General features: G+C 67.4%; 20 protein-coding genes and 1 pseudogene. 10 read left to right on the top strand and 11 right to left on the bottom strand.

What is annotated here, in order from left to right; genetic code table 11:
• Window positions 1-391, top strand: a 391-nt coding sequence (locus ACFYXH_RS02505) for a hypothetical protein (RefSeq protein WP_389559929.1), incomplete at its 5' end; no start/stop codon positions are given.
• 494 nt (window positions 392-885) lie between these two features.
• Here the strand turns inward: ACFYXH_RS02505 and ACFYXH_RS02510 are convergent.
• On the bottom strand, window positions 886-1,479 hold the full coding sequence (locus ACFYXH_RS02510) for a DUF4291 domain-containing protein (RefSeq protein ID WP_389559931.1): 594 nt from the start codon (window positions 1,477-1,479) through the stop codon (window positions 886-888).
• Between the two features lie 150 nt (window positions 1,480-1,629).
• Window positions 1,630-1,956: pseudogene (locus ACFYXH_RS02515) on the bottom strand (serine hydrolase domain-containing protein); the annotation flags it as partial.
• A gap of 830 nt (window positions 1,957-2,786) precedes the next feature.
• On the opposite strand from ACFYXH_RS02515, the gene ACFYXH_RS02520 reads away from it, so the two are divergent.
• Both ACFYXH_RS02520 and ACFYXH_RS02525 read left to right on the top strand, forming a co-directional pair.
• Window positions 2,787-3,560, top strand: coding sequence for a polysaccharide deacetylase family protein (locus tag ACFYXH_RS02520; protein ID WP_389559932.1), 774 nt, complete (start codon window positions 2,787-2,789; stop codon window positions 3,558-3,560).
• Window positions 3,561-3,819: 259 nt separating this feature from the next.
• The gene (locus tag ACFYXH_RS02525) at window positions 3,820-4,221 is read left to right on the top strand and encodes a DUF5958 family protein (protein WP_389559934.1); all 402 of its coding nucleotides are present in this window, start codon (window positions 3,820-3,822) and stop codon (window positions 4,219-4,221) included.
• Window positions 4,222-4,327: 106 nt separating this feature from the next.
• Here the strand turns inward: ACFYXH_RS02525 and ACFYXH_RS02530 are convergent, their stop codons facing one another.
• From ACFYXH_RS02530 to ACFYXH_RS02540, 3 genes are all read right to left on the bottom strand, one after another.
• Entirely contained in the window at window positions 4,328-5,140 is an 813-nt protein-coding gene (locus ACFYXH_RS02530) for a leucine-rich repeat domain-containing protein (RefSeq protein WP_389559935.1), read from the bottom strand.
• Between the two features lie 507 nt (window positions 5,141-5,647).
• Entirely contained in the window at window positions 5,648-6,313 is a 666-nt protein-coding gene (gene msrA / locus ACFYXH_RS02535; protein ID WP_389559937.1) for a peptide-methionine (S)-S-oxide reductase MsrA, read from the bottom strand.
• Between the two features lie 205 nt (window positions 6,314-6,518).
• Window positions 6,519-7,622 (bottom strand): hypothetical protein, encoded by a 1,104-nt coding sequence (locus ACFYXH_RS02540; RefSeq protein WP_389559939.1) that lies wholly within the window; start codon window positions 7,620-7,622, stop codon window positions 6,519-6,521.
• A gap of 110 nt (window positions 7,623-7,732) precedes the next feature.
• On the opposite strand from ACFYXH_RS02540, the gene ACFYXH_RS02545 reads away from it, so the two are divergent.
• Complete coding sequence (locus ACFYXH_RS02545; RefSeq protein WP_389559940.1) at window positions 7,733-8,887, top strand: cystathionine gamma-synthase; 1,155 nt, start codon at window positions 7,733-7,735, stop codon at window positions 8,885-8,887.
• Window positions 8,888-8,974: 87 nt separating this feature from the next.
• Here the strand turns inward: ACFYXH_RS02545 and ACFYXH_RS02550 are convergent, their stop codons facing one another.
• From ACFYXH_RS02550 to ACFYXH_RS02565, 4 genes are all read right to left on the bottom strand, one after another.
• Entirely contained in the window at window positions 8,975-9,166 is a 192-nt protein-coding gene (locus tag ACFYXH_RS02550; RefSeq protein ID WP_327325726.1) for a DUF1059 domain-containing protein, read from the bottom strand.
• 82 nt (window positions 9,167-9,248) lie between these two features.
• Complete coding sequence (locus tag ACFYXH_RS02555; RefSeq protein ID WP_389559943.1) at window positions 9,249-9,500, bottom strand: hypothetical protein; 252 nt, start codon at window positions 9,498-9,500, stop codon at window positions 9,249-9,251.
• Window positions 9,497-9,970 carry a sigma factor-like helix-turn-helix DNA-binding protein gene (locus ACFYXH_RS02560; protein ID WP_389559945.1) on the bottom strand — a complete coding sequence of 158 codons (474 nt, stop codon included), beginning with the start codon at window positions 9,968-9,970 and terminating at the stop codon, window positions 9,497-9,499. The genes ACFYXH_RS02555 and ACFYXH_RS02560 overlap by 4 nt, the downstream gene beginning before the upstream one ends.
• A 32-nt stretch (window positions 9,971-10,002) precedes the next feature.
• Window positions 10,003-10,515, bottom strand: coding sequence for a MarR family transcriptional regulator (locus ACFYXH_RS02565; RefSeq protein WP_327325729.1), 513 nt, complete (start codon window positions 10,513-10,515; stop codon window positions 10,003-10,005).
• A 146-nt stretch (window positions 10,516-10,661) separates the two neighbouring features.
• Between ACFYXH_RS02565 and ilvA the strand changes: the two genes are divergently transcribed.
• From ilvA to ACFYXH_RS02580, 3 genes are all read left to right on the top strand, one after another.
• Window positions 10,662-11,891 carry a threonine ammonia-lyase gene (gene ilvA, locus ACFYXH_RS02570; RefSeq protein ID WP_389559947.1) on the top strand — a complete coding sequence of 410 codons (1,230 nt, stop codon included), beginning with the start codon at window positions 10,662-10,664 and terminating at the stop codon, window positions 11,889-11,891.
• A 245-nt stretch (window positions 11,892-12,136) separates the two neighbouring features.
• Window positions 12,137-13,156 (top strand): ATP-binding cassette domain-containing protein, encoded by a 1,020-nt coding sequence (locus ACFYXH_RS02575; protein ID WP_389559948.1) that lies wholly within the window; start codon window positions 12,137-12,139, stop codon window positions 13,154-13,156.
• Window positions 13,157-13,367: 211 nt separating this feature from the next.
• Window positions 13,368-14,171: an ABC transporter permease gene (locus tag ACFYXH_RS02580; RefSeq protein WP_389559949.1), complete on the top strand. Its 804-nt coding sequence runs from the start codon at window positions 13,368-13,370 to the stop codon at window positions 14,169-14,171.
• Window positions 14,172-14,482: 311 nt separating this feature from the next.
• On the opposite strand, the gene ACFYXH_RS02585 is transcribed toward ACFYXH_RS02580, so the two are convergent.
• Both ACFYXH_RS02585 and ACFYXH_RS02590 read right to left on the bottom strand, forming a co-directional pair.
• The gene (locus ACFYXH_RS02585) at window positions 14,483-15,013 is read right to left on the bottom strand and encodes a GNAT family N-acetyltransferase (RefSeq protein ID WP_389559951.1); all 531 of its coding nucleotides are present in this window, start codon (window positions 15,011-15,013) and stop codon (window positions 14,483-14,485) included.
• Window positions 15,004-16,248: an XRE family transcriptional regulator gene (locus ACFYXH_RS02590; RefSeq protein WP_389559953.1), complete on the bottom strand. Its 1,245-nt coding sequence runs from the start codon at window positions 16,246-16,248 to the stop codon at window positions 15,004-15,006. Before ACFYXH_RS02590 ends, ACFYXH_RS02585 begins: the two co-directional genes overlap by 10 nt.
• 157 nt (window positions 16,249-16,405) lie before the next feature.
• Here ACFYXH_RS02590 and ACFYXH_RS02595 point away from each other — a divergent pair, with 157 nt between their 5' ends.
• The 3 genes from ACFYXH_RS02595 to ACFYXH_RS02605 all read left to right on the top strand — a co-directional run bounded on the left by ACFYXH_RS02595 (window position 16,406) and on the right by ACFYXH_RS02605 (window position 17,785).
• Window positions 16,406-16,633, top strand: coding sequence for a hypothetical protein (locus ACFYXH_RS02595; RefSeq protein WP_389559954.1), 228 nt, complete (start codon window positions 16,406-16,408; stop codon window positions 16,631-16,633).
• The gene (locus ACFYXH_RS02600; protein WP_389559956.1) at window positions 16,630-16,869 is read left to right on the top strand and encodes a hypothetical protein; all 240 of its coding nucleotides are present in this window, start codon (window positions 16,630-16,632) and stop codon (window positions 16,867-16,869) included. Before ACFYXH_RS02595 ends, ACFYXH_RS02600 begins: the two co-directional genes overlap by 4 nt.
• A 745-nt stretch (window positions 16,870-17,614) precedes the next feature.
• The gene (locus ACFYXH_RS02605) at window positions 17,615-17,785 is read left to right on the top strand and encodes a hypothetical protein (RefSeq protein WP_389559957.1); all 171 of its coding nucleotides are present in this window, start codon (window positions 17,615-17,617) and stop codon (window positions 17,783-17,785) included.
• Window positions 17,786-17,870 lie beyond the last annotated feature (85 nt).

Here is a 17,870-nt window from a genome sequence, read left to right on the forward strand (position 1 = left end):
GGCAGGCGGCTGGACGTCACTCCTCCCGCTCCAGTCGAACGGCCAGCTGTACCTGCTGTCGTACAGGGCCGAGTCGGGCGACGCCGCGCTGGACCGTTTCAAGCCCGACGGTAGCTACTCGGAGGTGTGGCGCCAGGGTTGGGCAGGCGGCTGGACGTCACTCCTCCCGCTCCAGTCCAGCGGCCAGCAGTACCTGCTGTCGTACAGGGCCGAGTCGGGCGACGCCGCGCTGGACCGTTTCAAGCCCGACGGTAGCTACTCGGAGGAGTGGCGCCAGGGTTGGACAGGCGGCTGGACGTCACTCGTCCCGCTCCAGCTGAGCGGCCAGCAGTACCTGCTGTCGTACAAGGCCCAGTCGGGCGACGCCGCGCTGGACCGGCTCGACCCCTGAGCCAGTATTCGTGCCTCAGGACAGGCCCAGAGTGACACCCGTGTGTGCCCTACCGCCCCGCGCCCACGAGGATCCTTCGAGCACATCGCATCGAATGCCTGCAGCCTGTAAACGTCGTGGCAGCGATGTCACCGTGGGTTCAAATCCCACACCCACCGCACGTGGATGGCCCCTGACCAGTCAACTTGGTCGGGGGCCGGTCTCGTTTCGATGCCCCGTGATCGACCGGTGTTCCCCCTGAATCCCCGCTCCACGGGCACGCGAGGGGCGAGGCTGTGGAAGCGCACCCAGCGTTCCGCGTACGTAGTGCGGAACGTGTGGGCGAGGGCGGACGGCCGCCGTTCCTGCCACAGCCCCTCCAGCAGCTCGGGGGTGAAGCCGGAACTCACCCCTCGGCCTTCGCGACGCCGATGGGGCACGAGACGCCCGTCCCGCCGATGCTGTGCTGCCATGTGTCCCAGGGGCGACAGTTGGTCGTTGGGCGGGCTCGCCCGTCACGGATGCAGGTGTGTCAGCAGTTCGTCCGCGGCGGGGTAAGGACGCTCCTGGGGCAGCAGTTGGGCCGCGGAGTCCACGTCGCCGTGGCTTACGAGCGCGTGGATGTCACGGGCGAGCGGAGTCACGTCGCTGATGGCGACCGTCCACTCGTCCGCGTAGCGTCGTACGGCCTCACCGGAGAGCCCGAGTTGCAGCGAGCGGTACGGCAGTGGCCGCAGGTGCAGATCGCGCTCGGGGTCCCATTGGACGCGGGCGAGTGCGCGCTTCACCTGACGTTGCCAGGTGCTGCGGTCGGGATGCACCCCGCGCACGTAGCTCGACAGGCACGCGTGGCGCAACGCCCACTCGAAGCCGCTGCGGGAGATCTCGATGGCGAGGACTGTCTCCTGACCGGCCTTCGTGCCCCATCCGCAGCGGTACATCATCCACAGGAACGACGGCTTGATCCATGTCATCCGGTCCCGCTTCCACGTGGCGGGGAAGCGACCCTCGCGGACGGCCGGCAGGCCGATGTCCGGGGAGTACGCCTGGTAGACGGTGACCGTGGATGCCGTGTGGAGCGCACGGATCCCGCGTTGCGGTTCTTCCATGGCGTACAGGGTGGTGCCGGCCGGGCCGGTCGGCCATTGATTTTCGATCGCCCCTTACAAGGCGGCGCCCCCGCTGCGACTGTGTGGGCGGGACCCTCCACTGGACGAGCCCGTCCGAAACCGCAGAGTGAAGTGTCCCTCCCAGAAGGAGTCCCAGTCGGGCAGGCCAGCCGTGTGCGCGAGCAGGTGGCGTACCAGCACCTTCTCTTTGCCCGCCGCGGCGAACTCCGGCCAGTACCGGGTGACCGGCGCGGCCAGGTCGAGTTCGCCACGGTCGGCGAGAACCAGCGCGCACAGCGCGGTCATCGTCTTGGTGACGGACCAGACGTTGACGATCGTGTCGCGCTGCCACGGGATCGTACGGTCGGCGTCGGTGAAGCCGCCCCAGACGTCCACCACCGGCCGGCCGTCCACGAAGACGGCCACCGAGCCACCGGCGTCTCCCTCGTCCAGCAATGCCGCCAGCGCGCTGGGCACGGCAGTGCCACATCGGCGATGGCGGTTGGTGCACCGTTGGTGATCATTACGTCAATGGTTGTGCTACTGGACCAGGGGGTTGAAGCCGTGACCAAGGATGCACGGCCCGCGGCCGAGCGTGCCTGTACGGCTGCGGCTTCCCGTTCTGCCTTGAGCGCCCTGCGATGAGGGACAAGGAATGCCGCGACCGCGACCAGGAGTGCTGCCAGTGTGCTGCCCACTGTCCACGCCTCACCCATGGCCCGCTCCTGACGTCAGACCTCTGTTCCGTCGATTCTGAGTGCCACACTCGTTGCCTGGTTGGACCCTGCTGAGCGAGACCGCCGCACCGTGTCACAGCGTGGCATAGGGCTGCCGCCGCGAGATAGGCGGCAGTCTCGGTGTCGTCGGGAAATTCGCGCCGCTGATGCGACGCCCGAGGCCGTAGTCGAGTCGCTTCGCCTCAAGGGCCTTTGCCCCACGTACAGCTCGAAAGGTACTGCTGGTGTCAGAGCCCCGCTTTGTTGCTGGGGAGCCAAAGTCGCGCCGGTCGAGGGTGAGTGTCGCGTTCATTGGCCTTCCACCAGGCGCTGGACTGTCCACCAACGCCTTGCTTCGTCGTCGGGGATGTCCGGGGAGGCTGAGTGGAACGACACCCGCACCGTGGCCGCCGCCCTGAGAACGGGCCAACTGGCCCGGTTCTGGCCGCTGCCGGCCGAGTTGTCCGCGAACTCCCCCGAGATTGTCCGCGATCGGTAACGGACGCATCCCGTGGCCGCCGCCCCTCGTCCTGCCAGGTGGTCGCAAAGTGACCGGGGATCGGCCAGGGACTGGGCGAAAGCGGGGCGGACATGGCACGGCACGGTGGTGGGCGGGGCTGGTACGGCAAGCTGGTCGGGGCGGCGCTCGGGGTGACGGTGCTCGCCACCGGTGCCTCGGTGTGGACGGCGCAGGCCAGCGCCGTGGGCGGCTCGTCGCCAAAGGCGGCCGCGTCGGCGACGCCGGGCAGTGACGTCAAGCAGGTCGCGGTGACCATCGCGCACGCCTCGGACAAGGGGACGCGCGGCGTCAACATCACCATCGACGACGGCCCCGCCCCTGTGTGGACCCCTCAAGTGCTGGACGTGCTGCGGGAGTACGGGGTGAAGGCCACGTTCTGCATGGTGGGGATGCAGGCGCAGGCCCACCCGGACCTCGTGAAGAAGGTGGTCGCGGCCGGGCACCGGCTGTGCAACCACTCGGTGTCGCACGACACCACCATGGACAAGAAGTCCCAGGCCTACCAGTCGCAGCAGATACGCGACGCCGAACGCATGATCACCGAGGCGTCCGGAGGTGTACGGCCGATGTACTACCGGGCGCCCGGCGGGGCCTTCACCCCTCACAGCCGTACGCTCGCCGCTTCCCGGGGGATGCGCCCGCTGGGCTGGAACGTGGACACCAAGGACTTCGAACGACCGGGCACGGACGCCATCGTCGCCACCGTCGAGCGGGAGCTGCCCAATGGGCCGACGCTCCTCTTCCACGACGCGGGCGGCGACCGTTCCCAGACCGTCGAGGCCCTGCGCCGGATCCTCCCCTGGCTCAAGGAGCAGGGCTACTCCTGCGGCTTCCCGGTGCGTTGAGCGGCCCTGGTCGGTCCCGGCGTTCGAGGTCCCGGCCCCGGCGCGGAGCGCCACCCCCAGCCCGGGCTGGGCAGCTCAGCGGCGTCGAGCCCACAGCATGCCCTTCGCCGGCAATGATGCCCATCCGGTCCTGCTACTCCTGGCCAACGGATCCTGGTGCTCGGTCAGTTCGATCAGTATGAATGCTGTCCGGGGCGGGGGCACGGGTCGTTACTTTGTTGGTTTGCGGGATGTTGCACGGTCAGGAGGCGAAGCAGTGATGCGTGAACGCGAGATCATCCTCAACGAGCTTGCTCAAGGGCTCCGTCCGATGCCAGAGGGCGTCGCGTGGTTCGAAAATCTCGCGGACGAGGAGCAGCGTCTGACGCTGCGTGAACTGTCACTGTTCTGTGGTCAGGCCCGTACCACAAAGGAAGACGCGGCAGAGGGTATAGCGCGTTCAGGGATACGACCCACCCATACACCTGCCGTGATGGCCAGCCTGGGACGCTTCCACATGTCCCAACTGCCTATGTATGAGCTCACCAAGGCGTTCCGGCTACTGGTCGCTCTGCTCGGCATCGCGGATGCTCGGAGACACCAGCGCTATTGCGCTGAGGGGTGCAGTCATGAGTGGCATCAGCTGGTGGCCGACCGAGATGCGGGAGCATCCGATACGTGATCCGCGCGAGTGCCGTGGTCTCGGTCAGGAGACAGTCCAGTTATCAGTGCTGCTGTTCATTGGACCTGGGGGGTATTGCATACCCAAGAGCACCAGCTGTGGACGGTTAGAGGTAGTCCGGAGACGGTTGGTCGACTCGGCCGCCTGCGTGCGTCGTTGGGATGTAGTCCCCAGCGCCACGGGGCAGAGCTGTCAGGCACTGTGGCGAGCATGCATTGACCAACAGGGGAAGGGCGTCCGTGGCTACTCGCAAGGAGATCCATGCCTGACGGAGCTCGGTCTGTTTGATCTGCTGGCCGCAAACGCTGCATGAGCGGATTGTGGTCGCACCCCAAATATGAGGATCCAGATCTCCGCGATCGAGGCGGTCCGCCGAGCTGCTCCCCGGGCGCTGAAGCCGGGGGAAGGGTGCCCGCAACTTGTAGTTGCCGTAGAGCGCGCGTGTGCTGACCGTACTTCTGGTGAGCTTTGAGCATCTGGTGATCTCGTAAGGGAACCAGTGCAGCCGGTATGAGGTGTAGGGGGTGAACTCCTCCAGGCTGCTCATGGCGCCGATCTCCGGGGGGATCCGGACGAGGTTACTGCCGTAGAGGACAAGGTGCCTGACGGCGGTCAGCTTCGCGATGGTAACGGGCAGGGTAATGATCTGTCGGCGTTCATCGGGGCTGAGTTCGGCGAGCGGGCGGAACTCCTCTCTGCCGTCAGCGGCCGCTTCCTCGATGAGCGCGAGCAGGCGCTGCCAGCTCAGGGCTGACGTGTCCTGACGTTCTGGGTGGAAGCCCACGCGCGCACGTGGATGTGGCTTGCGCTGGTCGAAGCACATGCAGGTGTCCCGGTAGGAGCCGCGACTGCCGGGGGCCGGGTCCGATGTATCACCCCAGCGATTCACGAAACGTGCAGGTTCTTCCTGATCCACCATGGCGCGAACATTACAAAGGTTCTCCCGCCGCGGCACAGTGGCACTCCATCAGCCGTCGGCCTTCCGCGACACCGATCGGGCAGGCAGCGCCCCTTCCCCGCCCAGGCCGCGGTATCGGGCTGGTGACTGCTCTCGCTTGACCAGGGTGGGTGTTCTCGCTTGCGCTGTCGGCTGCTCAGCGCTCGACGAAGCGAGGCTGCGGCCATGCTGTGATCGGCTCGCTGGACGCCGAGTAGATCTCCAAGAGCGAGAGATAGCCGTCCTTCGTGAAACACCATTGCCCCGGCGTCCTCGGGCGAGATGTACCAGGCATCCGCAGCCGGATTGCCGTGCGTCGGAGCCGGCGGCACCGCGGCGCGGTCCACCGCCAGGTCGACCGTCACACAGCCGCATCCGCACCTGTCCGCCACCTGCGTATGCGGAATCTGAGTGCGCAGCGCGCTGCTCACCGGATCCGAGCCGGTCAGCAGCGCCTTCAACGTCGCCGTCGCCTGCTGGGAGAGAGGCTCAGCCATCTGCCTTGGCGACGCCGATCGGGCAGGAGACACCGGTGCCGCCGATCCCGCAGTAGCCGTTAATGTTGCGGTCAAGATACTGCTGGTGATACCCCTCAGCAGGCCAGAACGGCCGCCCCTCCGCAGGGAGCAGTTCCGTCGTGATCGTGCCGTATCCCGATCCCGTCAGGACCTTCTGGTACGCCTCGCGTGATGCCGCCGCGGCCTGCGCCTGGGAATCGGAGTGGGTGTAGATCGCCGAGCGGTACTGCGTGCCCACGTCATTGCCCTGGCGGAAGCCCTGCGTCGGGTTGTGGGACTCCCAGAACAGCTTCAGCAGCTCCGCGTACGAGACGACCTTCGGGTCGAAGACGACGCGTACCGCCTCCGTGTGGCCCGTCAGGCCCGAGCAGACCTCTTCGTATGCCGGGTTCGGTGTGTAGCCGCCCTGGTAGCCGACCAAGGTCGTCCAGACGCCTTCCGTCTGCCAGAACTTGCGCTCCGCGCCCCAGAAACAGCCCAAGCCGAAGTCCGCGATCTCCAGACCCTCCGGGTACGGGCCCAGCAGCGGGTTGCCCAGCACCGTGTGGCGGTCGGGGACGGAGAATTCGGGGTCGGGGCGGCCGCGTAGGGCCTGGTCGGGGGTGGGGAGCTCAGGGGTGCGGCGGGACAGGAACATGCGGGGCTCCTCAGGGTGTGGGGTCCATACAGGGGAACGTACGGACCCCGCCGGGCATTCCTCAGCCTGCTGCCTCGCGGACCCCTTCCTCGCGGGCCGCGATGTACGCCTTCGCCGGGTCGGGGAAGTGCCTCGACCCGGCGTCGACCCGGCGTCGAACCGGCGTCGATCCGTCGTCGAACCGCCGCTGACGCGCCCCGCCGCGTCAGCGCGGCAGCGTCGCCGGGCTGCCGCCGTTCGCCTCGTACCCGGCCACCGCCAGCGCCCGGTAGACCGTGTACTCCGCCGCCGGATCGCCGCTGTGCGTCCACGGCAGCGCGCCGATGTGGCCGTCCACCCGCACCAGTTGGTTCATCGCCTCCGCCCACCTCTCGGAACGTACGAGGAAGAAGATCAGCAGATGGCGTACGTGCGCGAGCATCGGGTCGTCGGCGCGGGCGGAGTGCACCGCGAAGAGTGCGCCCTCCACCGCCTTTGTGACCACCGCGCTCTGATGGAAGCCCTGGACCAGAACCACGTCCGGGATGTGCTCGTACACCGCGAAGAGCGGGAGAGCGGCAAGGAGCGAGCCCTGCGGGGCGCGTGCCGCGGCCGTTGTCGCGAAGTGGTCCGCCTCCTCGCGCGAGCCGTGCCACTTCTCGCACCAGTACTGCAGCGCGGCCAGATGCGCGCCCATGTGCTCCGGCGCGCGGTCGATGACCTTCGCCCACACCTGGTCGAACTGCTCGGGGGAGTAGCCGAGTCCGCGCGCGACGGCGAGTTCGACGATGTACGGGATCGGGTCGCCGGGCGCGAGCAGTGCCGCCTCGCCGCAGACCGCGCGGGCCTCCTCCAGGATGATCCGGAAGTCGTCCGTCCCGGCGGTCGAGGACCGCCAGGCCTGCTGCACCAGGAACTCGGCGTGCACCTGCGCGGCGCCCGCGTCCTTCGGGGACTCGGTGCGCCAGGCGCGCAGCCACGCGCCGCCGACGCCAGGCCGCTGCTGGAGCTCCAGCGACGCGGCGCCGGCGAAGGCCTGGACGCGCTGCCAGCGCACCTCGCCCTCCTTCGGGGTGCCGGCCAGCAGCTGGGCGGCGGCCCGCCACTCCTGGGTGCGCTGGACGACATCGAGTACGTCGAGGAGGTCCTGGTCAGGTCCCGGCAGCCGGATGTCCAGCTCCTCCTGGCGCACAAATCCGTAGGTGTCCGGGTCGGCGGCGTCGGGCGAGCCGGGCGCGACCTGGCGGATGCCGGAGCGGCGGCGCAGCAGGTAGGGACCGAAGGCCGCGGCCAGCAGAGCCATCGCGATCAGGAACCAGAGAATCTCCATGACCCCATTGTTCCGGACAGGGGTCGGGTGTTCCGGACAGAGGTCGGTGTTCCGGACAGAGGTCGGGCCGGGGCCACGTCCGGGGCCCCGGCCGGACTACGCTCGGGCTCATGAGTGACCAGCACAGCTTGCACAGCTTCGAGACCCTTGCCATCCACGCGGGCAACACCGCGGATCCGCTGACCGGCGCGGTCGTCCCGCCCATCTACCAGGTGTCCACCTACAAGCAGGACGGCGTGGGCGGACTCCGCGGCGGCTACGAGTACAGCCGCAGCGCCAACCCGACGCGTACCGCGCTGGAGGAGAACCTGGCGGCCATCGAAGGCGGCCGGCGCGGACTCGCCTTCGCGTCCGGACTCGCGGCGGAGGACTGCCTGCTGCGTACGCTGCTGGCGCCGGGCGACCATGTGGTGATCCCGAACGACGCGTACGGCGGCACCTTCCGGCTCTTCGCGAAGGTCGTCTCGCGCTGGGGCGTGGAGTGGTCGGTGGCCGACACCTCCGACCCGGCGGCGGTACGTGCCGCGGTCACCCCCAAGACGAAGGTGATCTGGGTCGAGACGCCCTCCAACCCGCTGCTCGGCATCACCGACATCGCGGCCGTGGCGGACGTGGCGCGCGGCGCGGGCGCGAAGCTCGTCGTCGACAACACCTTCGCCAGCCCCTACCTGCAGCAGCCGATCGCGCTCGGCGCGGACATCGTCGTGCACTCCCTCACCAAGTACATGGGCGGGCACTCGGACGTCGTCGGCGGTGCGCTGATCGCGGCGGACGAGAGGGTCGGCGAGGAACTGGCGTACCACCAGAACGCGATGGGCGCGGTGGCGGGCCCGTTCGACGCGTGGCTGGTGCTGCGCGGTATCAAGACCCTGCCCGTCCGTATGGACCGGCACAGCGAGAACGCCGGCCGCGTCGCCGAGATGCTCACCAAGCATCCCAAGGTCACCAAGGTCCTCTACCCGGGGCTGCCGGAGCACCCGGGGCACGAGATCGCCGCGAAGCAGATGAAGGCGTTCGGCGGCATGGTCTCGTTCCGGATCGCGGGCGGCGAGGAGGCGGCTGTCGAGGTCTGCAACCGCGCGAAGCTCTTCACGCTGGGCGAGTCCCTGGGCGGCGTCGAGTCCCTCATCGAGCACCCGGGCCGGATGACGCACGCGTCGGTGGTGGGTTCGGCGCTGGAGGTCCCGGGAGACCTGGTGCGCCTGTCGGTGGGCATCGAGTCGGGCGACGACCTGCTGGCGGACCTGAAGCAGGCGCTGGGCTGACCGCGTCCGTCCGGCAGCCGGTCCGTCCGGCAGCCGGTGGGTCCGCAACGCCGGACGGGCTTGACCGAGCCCGTCCGGCGAACGACGTCAGGCGCTGACCTTCTCGTCCTCGAGGGTCTCGCGGATCTGCCCGCGCAGCTCCAGACTGTCCGGGTGCCCGTGGACGGAGACCGCGTGTTCACTGGCGGCCCGTACGACTTCCTCTTCCTCACCGGCGATGGTGAGGGAGCAGTTCGTCTCGCTGGGGAACTTGCGGCAGTCGGCAACTTTTCTCGTCATGGCGACCTCCTCGGTCGGTCTGTACGCCGCTTCCTTCAGCATAGATCCGTACAGGCCGGACACATCCTGACGAAAGGGCGACTTACCAGCCCTCCAGTGGAGGAGTCGTCTTCGTCGGCGGCGTGACCCACGGCTCCGCCGTCGCCGCCCAGATCGCGAACGCGATCGCCGCCGCCACCAGCAGCAGCCATGCCGCGCGGCGCAGCGCCCGGTGGCGGCGCAGCAGGCGGGTGCCGTGTTCCGCGGCGCGGGCCGCCAGATCGGCCGGGACCGGCGGATGCCGGGTCTCCAGCATCCGGCGGACCTCGTCCTCCTTGCGGTCCGGGCGGCTCATGACACCGCCTGCACCGGGGCGCGCGGCGGCGCCGGCGGGGCGCTGCGCATCGTCGCGATCGCGCGCGTGCAGATCGCGCGGACCCGTTCCACCGGGAGTCCGATCAGCGCCGCCGTCTGCTCCTCGGCCACCCCTTCGTACAGGCGCAGCACCAGAATCAGGCGCTCCTGCGGGGTGAGGCGTTCCAGTACGCCGCCGTGCGCCTTGTGGTGGCGCCAGCCGCTGCGTGCGAAGCGGGCGGCGAGTTCCTGACGGGTGCGGTCGTACGGGTCCTCGCCGCGCAGCCGGTCCCACTCGGCGTACGTGTGGGCCAGCGCGGCGGTCAGCAGCTGCTGCGCGTGCGGATTGACGCCGGGCGCCTCCGCGGTGAGCAGCGTCGCCGCATGCAGTAGTCGGCCGGCCGCGCCCGCGACGAATGCCTCGAACTCCCGGGCCCGGCGACGTCTCTGGGCCGTCTGCCGCTCGCTCACCTCCTCATATAGAGGCAGATGCGCTACCGGGGTCAAGAGGTCGGCGGTGTCTCCGTGTCCACGGGCGGCAGGCCGGACTGGCGTGCGGAGAGCGCGGAGTTGAAGCGGGTGAGCAGAGTGCAGAACGACTCACGCTCCGTCTCCGTCCAGCCGTCCGTCACCTGGGCCATCAGCTCGCGCCGCGAGGAGCGGACCTCTTCGAGCCTGGCCTGGCCGCGCGGGGACAGCTGGAGCACGACCGCACGGCCGTCCTCCGGGTGCGAGGTGCGCTTGACCAGGCCGGTGTCGACGAGCGGCGCCACCTGGCGGGTGACGGTCGACGAGTCGATGCCCATCCCCGCGGCCAGCGCCTTGACGCCCATCGGGCCTTCCAGGTCGAGCCGGTTGAGAAGCAGATAGGCGGCGCGGTCCATGGAGTTGCGGACCTGGCCGACCCCGCCGAGCCGGGTCTGTTCCGCGCGGCGTGCGAAGACGGCGACCTGGTGCTGGAGAGCATCGAGGAGGCCGGGGTCGAGATGAGTCGTCATGTCCTGAGAGGTGGGCATGGCTAGGGGGCTCTCTCGTGCGGTGGTCGGTTGGTGGGGGACAGAGTACGCGGCCTTCACCCGGTGCGTACCAGCGCTGCACAAACCAGTGGGGAAGCACGGGATCCGGGCGGCCGCCGGGTCGATGAGCTGCGAGACTGGGCGTCATGAGCTTCAGTACGTCTGGCACCTTGCGTCCCGTCATTCTCGACGACATCCGCGGTGCACAGAAGATGCTCTCCGGGGTCGCGAGGACCACCGCGATGGAGGGCAGCAGGCATCTGTCGCGGCTGGTGGGCGCGCCCGTCCACCTCAAGTGCGAGAACCTTCAGCGCACCGGTTCGTTCAAGCTGCGCGGCGCGTACGTACGGATCGCCGGCCTCTCCCCGGAGGAGCGCGCGGCGGGCGTCGTGGCCGCTTCCGCCGGCAACCACGCGCAGGGTGTGGCGCTGGCGTCCTCGCTGCTCGGCGTGCATTCCACCGTGTTCATGCCGATGGGAGCGCCGCTGCCGAAGGTCGCCGCGACCAGGGAGTACGGAGCCGAGGTGCGGCTGCACGGTCAGGTCATCGACGAGACTCTGGCCGCTGCGCAGGAGTACGCGCGCGATACGGGCGCGGTCTTCATCCACCCCTTCGACCACCCGGACATCATCGCCGGGCAGGGCACGGTGGGTCTGGAGATCCTCGAGCAGTGCCCGGAGGTGCGGACGATCGTCATCGGTATCGGCGGCGGCGGGCTCGCGGCCGGTATCGCGGTGGCGGTGAAGGCGCTGCGTCCCGATGTGAAGCTGATCGGTGTGCAGGCGGAGGGCGCGGCCGCGTACCCGCCGTCTCTGTCCGCCGGGCACCCGGTGTCGATCGATTCGCCGACGACGATGGCGGACGGCATCAAGGTGGGCCGGCCCGGCGACGTTCCGTTCAAAATCATTGGCGATCTCGTCGATGAGGTCCGTACGGTCACCGAGGACGCGCTCTCCAGCGCGCTGCTGCTCTGCCTGGAGCGGGCCAAGCTCGTTGTCGAGCCTGCCGGGGCGAGTCCGGTGGCGGCGCTGCTGAGTGACCCGCGGTCGTTCCAGGGGCCGGTTGTCGCCCTGCTGTCGGGCGGCAATGTGGACCCGCTGCTGATGCAGCGCATCCTGCGGCACGGCATGGCGGCGGCGGGCCGCTATCTCTCGCTGCGGGTGCGTCTGACGGACCGGCCGGGAGCGCTTGCCGCACTTCTGGCGGCATTGTCAGTGGTCGACGCTAACGTGCTTGACGTGAGTCATGTACGGACCGATCCGCGGCTCGGGCTCACGGAGGTGGAGGTGGAGTTGCAGCTGGAGACGAAGGGCCCGGAGCACTGCGAAGAGGTCGCGACGGCGCTGCGCGAGGCGGGTTACACGATCACGGGCTGAGCTGGGGGCACGCGCTCGCCGTCACTTCCTCGCGAATCGCCTCGGGACATCGTCTCGGGACACCGCATCGGGACACCGTCCAGAACATGGCCTCGGACATCACTGCCTCGCGACACAGTCTTGAGTGTCGCGATGTATCGCGTTATGGTGGCGCCTGCCATGCTCCCGCCGGGCGCTGGAAGACGTACACGTCCAAGTTTTCGCACCAAGAACCCACCCACCTGTCACCACCTTGGGAGACCCATATGCCAGGCGCCATATACGCCGAAGGTCTGGTCAAGACCTTCGGCGAAGTAAGGGCTCTGGACGGTGTCGATCTCGACGTCCCGGAAGGTACGGTCCTGGGTCTTCTCGGCCCCAACGGAGCCGGCAAGACCACCGCCGTGCGCGTACTGACCACCTTGCTGCAGCCCGACAGCGGCAAGGCAGTCGTCGCCGGTATCGACGTCCTGAAGCACCCGAACGAAGTCCGCCGCTGCATCGGCCTGTCCGGCCAGTTCGCCGCGGTCGACGAGTATCTGACAGGCCGTGAGAACCTCCAGATGGTCGGCCAGCTCTACCAGATGAGCGCGCGCGACGCGAAGGCACGGGCGGTCCAGCTGCTCGACCGCTTCAACCTCGCGGACGCCGCCGACCGCCCGGCCAAGACGTACTCCGGCGGTATGCGCCGCCGGCTCGACCTCGCCGCCGCCCTGGTTGTCTCCCCGCCCGTGATGTTCATGGACGAGCCCACCACCGGGCTCGACCCGCGCAACCGGATGCAGCTGTGGGAGGTCATCCAGGAACTGGTCGGCGGCGGTACGACACTGCTGCTCACCACCCAGTACCTCGAAGAGGCCGACCACCTGGCCGACGACATCTGCGTCATCGACCACGGCAAGGTCATCGCCCGCGGCACCGCCGACCAGCTCAAGGCCCAGACGGGCGGCGAGCGCGTCGAGGTCGTCGTGCACGAGCGTGACCAGATCGCCCCTGCCCGCGAGGTCCTGCTCGGCCTCGGCAAGGGCGATGTCGCCGTCGCCGACCACACCCGCAAGCTCACCGTCCCGGTCACCGGCGGCGCGAAGCTGCTCGCCGAGGTCATCCGCGAACTGGACACCCGGGGTGTTGAGATCGACGACATCGGTCTGCGCCGCCCCACCCTCGACGACGTCTTCATCTCGCTCACCGGCCATGCCGCCGAGCTCCAGGACGAGGAGAGCGGCGAACCCGAGGACGCCGTGGCGGCCAAGGGCAAGAAGTCCCGGAAGGAGAGCACGAAGTGACCACCACTACGGAAGCCCTGAAGCCGGCGGCGCCGAGGCCCCGCGGCGGCGTCGTCCAGTCCGTCAACGACTCGCTCGTCGTCGCCAAGCGCAATCTGATCCGGATGACCCGCATCCCGAATCCTGTTCGCTCGTCTTGGCTAGGTTTCGCTTCGTCGCACAGCCGAGACATGCACGTGAGTGGGCTGGGAGCCCGGAAGGAGCAGACAACGTGAGCGGCACGAGTGATTCGTTGGTCATCGCCCGGCGGAACGTGATTCGCATGGCCCGGATTCCCGAAGTGGTCGTTTTTGGGCTCATCCAACCGATCATGTTCGTGGTGCTGTTCAGCTACGTCTTCGGCGGATCGATCAGCGTGCCCGGCAGCGGGCTCAGCCCCTCCGGGTACCGAGAGTTCCTGATGGCGGGCATCTTCGCCCAGACCGTCACTTTCGCCACGGCGGGTGCCGGTGCGGGTATCGCCGATGACATGCACAAGGGCCTGATCGACCGGTTCCGGTCGTTGCCGATGTCCCGCGGTGCCGTGCTCACCGGCCGTACCCTCGCCGACCTCGTGCAGACCGCGCTTACACTCGTAGTTCTCGCAATCGTCGCTGTCCTCGTCGGCTGGCGCACGCACGAGAACTTCGGCAAAGTGCTCGCTGGCTTCGGCCTGCTGCTGCTCCTTGGGTATGCGTTCTCCTGGATCGGTGCGCTGATCGGCCTTTCCGTACGAACTCCCGAGGCGGCCACCTCCGGCGGACTGATCTGGCTGTTCCCGCTGACGTTCATCTCGAACGCCTTCGTGCCGTCCGAGAACATGCCGCCGTTCCTTCAGACCATCGCGAACTGGAACCCGTTCAGCGCCACGGTGCAAGCCTGTCGTGAACTGTTCGGCAACCTGCCGCCGAACTATCCGGTGCCGGACGCCTGGCCGATGCAGCACCCCGTGATCGCGTCGGCGCTCTGGTCGGTCCTGATCATCGTGGCGTTCCGGACGCTGGCGGTCCGGAAGTACCGTCAGGCGACCGGTTGATGGCTCCGCTTTCCAGAATTCCTTTCAATCACGTGGGCTAGGTCTCGACTGACACATTTGGTCGCCTGACCAGTGGAAACAACATCCGAGGGAGCCCCCTCCGCGGAGGGGGCTCTTCGCGTGCGTCAGCAGACACGACGACGGCCCTCCTCAAGGGGTACATGAGGAGGGCCGTCAGCCTCAGTGTACGTGCCGGCCAGCGGCCACACGGAAGATCCGGGCGCAGCCGTTCATCAGCTCATCGGCCTGACTCTTGGCTGATCCGCCCCAGGTGTGTTCGGGCCGTCCTGAAGCGGCACCTGAGACAAAGCTCAGTGCTGTTCCGCTTCAACGTGTAGATGGAGCGCCTTCACCATGACCGCGTATAGAGGTGAGTCGTCGGAGGACTTTGCCTCGCCTGCCTTGCAGTAGCCCCAACGCTCGTACAGGGCCCGCACCCTGGGGCGCCCAGCCTCTACCTGGAGCGTAACCATGTCGGCAGTCACCTCCTTGAGTAGCGCGTCATGGATCTGCTGTGCCCGTCCAGTACCGCGCCATTTGGGAATCACCATGAGTTCGGACAAAGCGAACACGGAACCCCTGAGGTCGGAAGGACGCCGATGACCCTTCCACCAGCCACCCGGCTTGAGCGCAGAGCCGTAGGCATAGCCAACCGGGCCGCCCTCCTCCCAGCCAGAAATGCATTGCCAGTCTTCTCGTGAAGACCAGAGATCAACGTAGTAGGAGAAGCGCTCACGCGAGTGGAACGGGTCCGAATCGTCGGCGTATGCCTCGTCGTGGATGTCCAGCAGCAGAGAACGCACGTCCCGTGCGTCTGAGTGCGTGTAGCGCTTCAGATCCATTGGGCAGACTCCTCGACCCACTCGGCAACTTCGGGCGCCTTCGAGCCCGAGGCTACGAGCACGTTGCGTGTGGCAGCCAGAGTGTTGGTCGTGCGCCGTGACCCAGACGCCGAAGGAAGCATCACGTACGCCTTGCGACCTGTCGCGCTGGCGAGTTCCAACTCCCCTTGCCTGGCCTGAGCGAGGGCCAAGTGCGCCGTATACAAGGCCCGGTTACGAGCCATACCATCTGGCAGGCTCGCAAGGGTGCGGTGCAAGCAGTATTCAGCCCTTCCGTGATCCCCTAGTGCCGTCCACATGAACGAGGACAGGGCGTCAAACTCGCTGCTGTCGTAGAAACTGACCCACTCGGGGCGCTGTTGCTCGGTGGCCCGCGCAAAGGCGCGTTCGGCATCGTTGAGGGCACGCAGAGCGTCGGACCGCCGCGCTGGCAGGCGTGCTAGTCCGTTGGCGTTGCGTACGTGCCCGAGAGAGGCATAGAGCGGATCTCGCCGTGCGACTGACGAGCGCTTCATCACCTCTGCACCTGCTACGGCCTCAGGATGGTTCTCCCGCATGCTGGACGTCAGGAACATGTGGTTCCAGACGTGAAACATCGCCTCGCTGTCCCGAGACAGGCCAGCGAAGGTCAAGGCTCTGTCGAGATGTACGCGCGCCCGCTGTGGTGCGCTGGCGTCGAGCGAAGCGAAGGCGGCGGAGCTGATGACTTCCGCGGCGAGCCGATGAAGCATGTTCCGCACGCGCGTCGAAGCCGTGGACACTGCTAGAGCGGACTCGATTCGAGAAGCCAGTTCCACCGCAAGGTTCTCCACCCTCTTCGAGCCCCGTCCCGCTTCGTCAGCCCGGAGATTGGCAACGTAGTCCTGATGGAAGCGCCGGACATCACTGATGCCAAGTCGCCCATGGTCGCTGATACCTGAGGTCCCGAGGGCTATGGCTGAGCCGCTCGCTGCGTGGAGGAACGTACGACGGTGCACAGGATCTGCCTCCTTCTTGCGGGGCACGAACCCTAGATCCTCGGAACTGGCAGTGAGTACCCGTTCCAGGGGGAGCCTGATGCGATCCTGCGGCCACTTCGTCTTGCCGCGTAGCCATCGGCGTACGTCCGCGTCAGTGACCCTGCCCAGCTTGCCCGTCAGAAGTTCGATCTCAGCATTGACCTGACGTGCTAACTCAGCCTGACCAATGCCGAGTTGTTCCATCCGGTCAGCAAGCTTCTCGTTGTCCTCCGGCATGTCCCCACGGTAGCCCTGAGCGACCCCACGGACACAGGTGAAGGTAAAAATCACCGGGGTCACGCAAGGGCGTTCCACCTTGTTTCACCTGTCTCGCTTCTCGAAGGCGTCGTTGACTGGTCGTCACCAGCCGGCACCTGGCAATGGAGGATGCGACATGGCGACGACAGAGCGCCGAAGGATGGCGGCCGACACGATCGCAGAAGCTGAGCGGGTTCGTGACGAACTGATAGCGGTCCTCAAGGCTGCGGGCATCGTCCTCCCTTCGCTCCGGATCGATCCGGCCTCCTGTGTCGGCAAGGCCCCGCCCCTCATCGAGCTGAGTCGCTGCAACTTGGAGACGGCCCGGAAGCTGACGGCGGCCCTCAAGGGGGCGTCGTCATGAGCCACCAGGCGCAGACCGAAGCCCCTCACGCGCCCAAGCCTCGCGAGATCGTGAAGGACGCTAAGGGCAACGTGGGTGAGGTTATGGGGTTCGACTTCGGTGGCTACCAACTCCGCCCTGTAGGCGGTGGCAAGGAGTGGCATGTAGTCCCGGAGGACGTCAGGGAGTGCCCTCAGGAAGAGCGGATGCAGGCGAAATTGGCCGTGGCCAACGCAAGGAGTGCGGGGGCGCTGTGAGAAGCACGTTCAGGTACGTCCCATACTCCGTGGCTCAGGACCAGACGGCCGCCACGGAATACGAAGTGGTCTGCGTCTCGGGGGATGAGGCGGATTGTGGAAAAGGCTCCGGTAGACACGACCACCCCGAGGCTGCTGAGGAGTGGATGCGGAAGCACACTCAGGAGACCCGGCACTTTCGATACCGGCGCACGTTCGCAGACTATGCCGTTTGGGAACCGAGGGACAGACTGCTGGCGGAGCTTGAGCCCGCCGTGATCAGCGGGGCTCCGAGCACGTGAACCCCTTCCCTGTTGCCTATTCGGCGGACCCCCCACAAACCGACGACGGCAACCATTGGGTCACTGGCAACTGCCTCCTGTACTGCCGCCGTGAGAACGCCCGTGTCCTGTGGATCGGCCCAGCGAAGACCCCTAAGGGGGATGGAGCCGTATTCGGCTGCGAGACGTGCATTGCAGAGCTGACCTACATGATTGACCAACAGCTCAGAAGCAAAGACTTGGGCGATCTCGTCGCCCGTTAGACCCGTGGCCCCTGTCGGATGTCCTTAGCGACCCCCGCGCTCTGATCCCGGTAGGGGTCACGGTCCCAATCCCTTGTAGCTCAGTCAGGCAGAGCCCCACATACGCCGATCCAGGGCGGACGTCACATCAGTGGGAGACCCCGGTTCAAGTCCGGGCAAGGGGACGGGCCTGCCTCCCAGGTAGGTCAGAAAGTGCCTGTCATTCGACACGAAGGAATGACCATGAACCAGAGCCTCACGTTCGAAACGGCGGCCGTCTCCGTGGGCGCGCTTGCGTCCCTGGTGGAGTCCGTGAAGCAGGACCCGACTCCCGTTGTCGCCACCGTCCGGGAGAACGTCCAGCGCTCCCAGGAAGGCGTCAACCGCTGCATGATGGGTGGCTGGACCTCCTGACCCCAGCCCTAACGGGCTGAATCCGAGTGTGCCCGGAGCGGCTTTCCGCTCCGGGCACACGTCGACACTGAGAGAGGTTCACATG

The sequence above is a fragment of the Streptomyces sp. NPDC002730 genome (genome assembly GCF_042888805.1).
Classification (GTDB): Bacteria; Actinomycetota; Actinomycetes; order Streptomycetales; family Streptomycetaceae; genus Streptomyces.

Coding starts and splice junctions, on each gene's coding strand:
- ACFYXH_RS02510 (WP_389559931.1), bottom strand. CDS start 1,479: ATGGAAGAACCGCAACGCGGGATCCGTGCGCTCCACACGGCATCCACG.
- ACFYXH_RS02520 (WP_389559932.1), top strand. CDS start 2,787: ATGGCACGGCACGGTGGTGGGCGGGGCTGGTACGGCAAGCTGGTCGGG.
- ACFYXH_RS02525 (WP_389559934.1), top strand. CDS start 3,820: ATGCGTGAACGCGAGATCATCCTCAACGAGCTTGCTCAAGGGCTCCGT.
- ACFYXH_RS02530 (WP_389559935.1), bottom strand. CDS start 5,140: ATGGTGGATCAGGAAGAACCTGCACGTTTCGTGAATCGCTGGGGTGAT.
- msrA (WP_389559937.1), bottom strand. CDS start 6,313: ATGTTCCTGTCCCGCCGCACCCCTGAGCTCCCCACCCCCGACCAGGCC.
- ACFYXH_RS02540 (WP_389559939.1), bottom strand. CDS start 7,622: ATGGAGATTCTCTGGTTCCTGATCGCGATGGCTCTGCTGGCCGCGGCC.
- ACFYXH_RS02545 (WP_389559940.1), top strand. CDS start 7,733: ATGAGTGACCAGCACAGCTTGCACAGCTTCGAGACCCTTGCCATCCAC.
- ACFYXH_RS02550 (WP_327325726.1), bottom strand. CDS start 9,166: ATGACGAGAAAAGTTGCCGACTGCCGCAAGTTCCCCAGCGAGACGAAC.
- ACFYXH_RS02555 (WP_389559943.1), bottom strand. CDS start 9,500: ATGAGCCGCCCGGACCGCAAGGAGGACGAGGTCCGCCGGATGCTGGAG.
- ACFYXH_RS02565 (WP_327325729.1), bottom strand. CDS start 10,515: ATGCCCACCTCTCAGGACATGACGACTCATCTCGACCCCGGCCTCCTC.
- ilvA (WP_389559947.1), top strand. CDS start 10,662: ATGAGCTTCAGTACGTCTGGCACCTTGCGTCCCGTCATTCTCGACGAC.
- ACFYXH_RS02575 (WP_389559948.1), top strand. CDS start 12,137: ATGCCAGGCGCCATATACGCCGAAGGTCTGGTCAAGACCTTCGGCGAA.
- ACFYXH_RS02585 (WP_389559951.1), bottom strand. CDS start 15,013: ATGGATCTGAAGCGCTACACGCACTCAGACGCACGGGACGTGCGTTCT.
- ACFYXH_RS02590 (WP_389559953.1), bottom strand. CDS start 16,248: ATGCCGGAGGACAACGAGAAGCTTGCTGACCGGATGGAACAACTCGGC.
- ACFYXH_RS02595 (WP_389559954.1), top strand. CDS start 16,406: ATGGCGACGACAGAGCGCCGAAGGATGGCGGCCGACACGATCGCAGAA.
- ACFYXH_RS02600 (WP_389559956.1), top strand. CDS start 16,630: ATGAGCCACCAGGCGCAGACCGAAGCCCCTCACGCGCCCAAGCCTCGC.
- ACFYXH_RS02605 (WP_389559957.1), top strand. CDS start 17,615: ATGAACCAGAGCCTCACGTTCGAAACGGCGGCCGTCTCCGTGGGCGCG.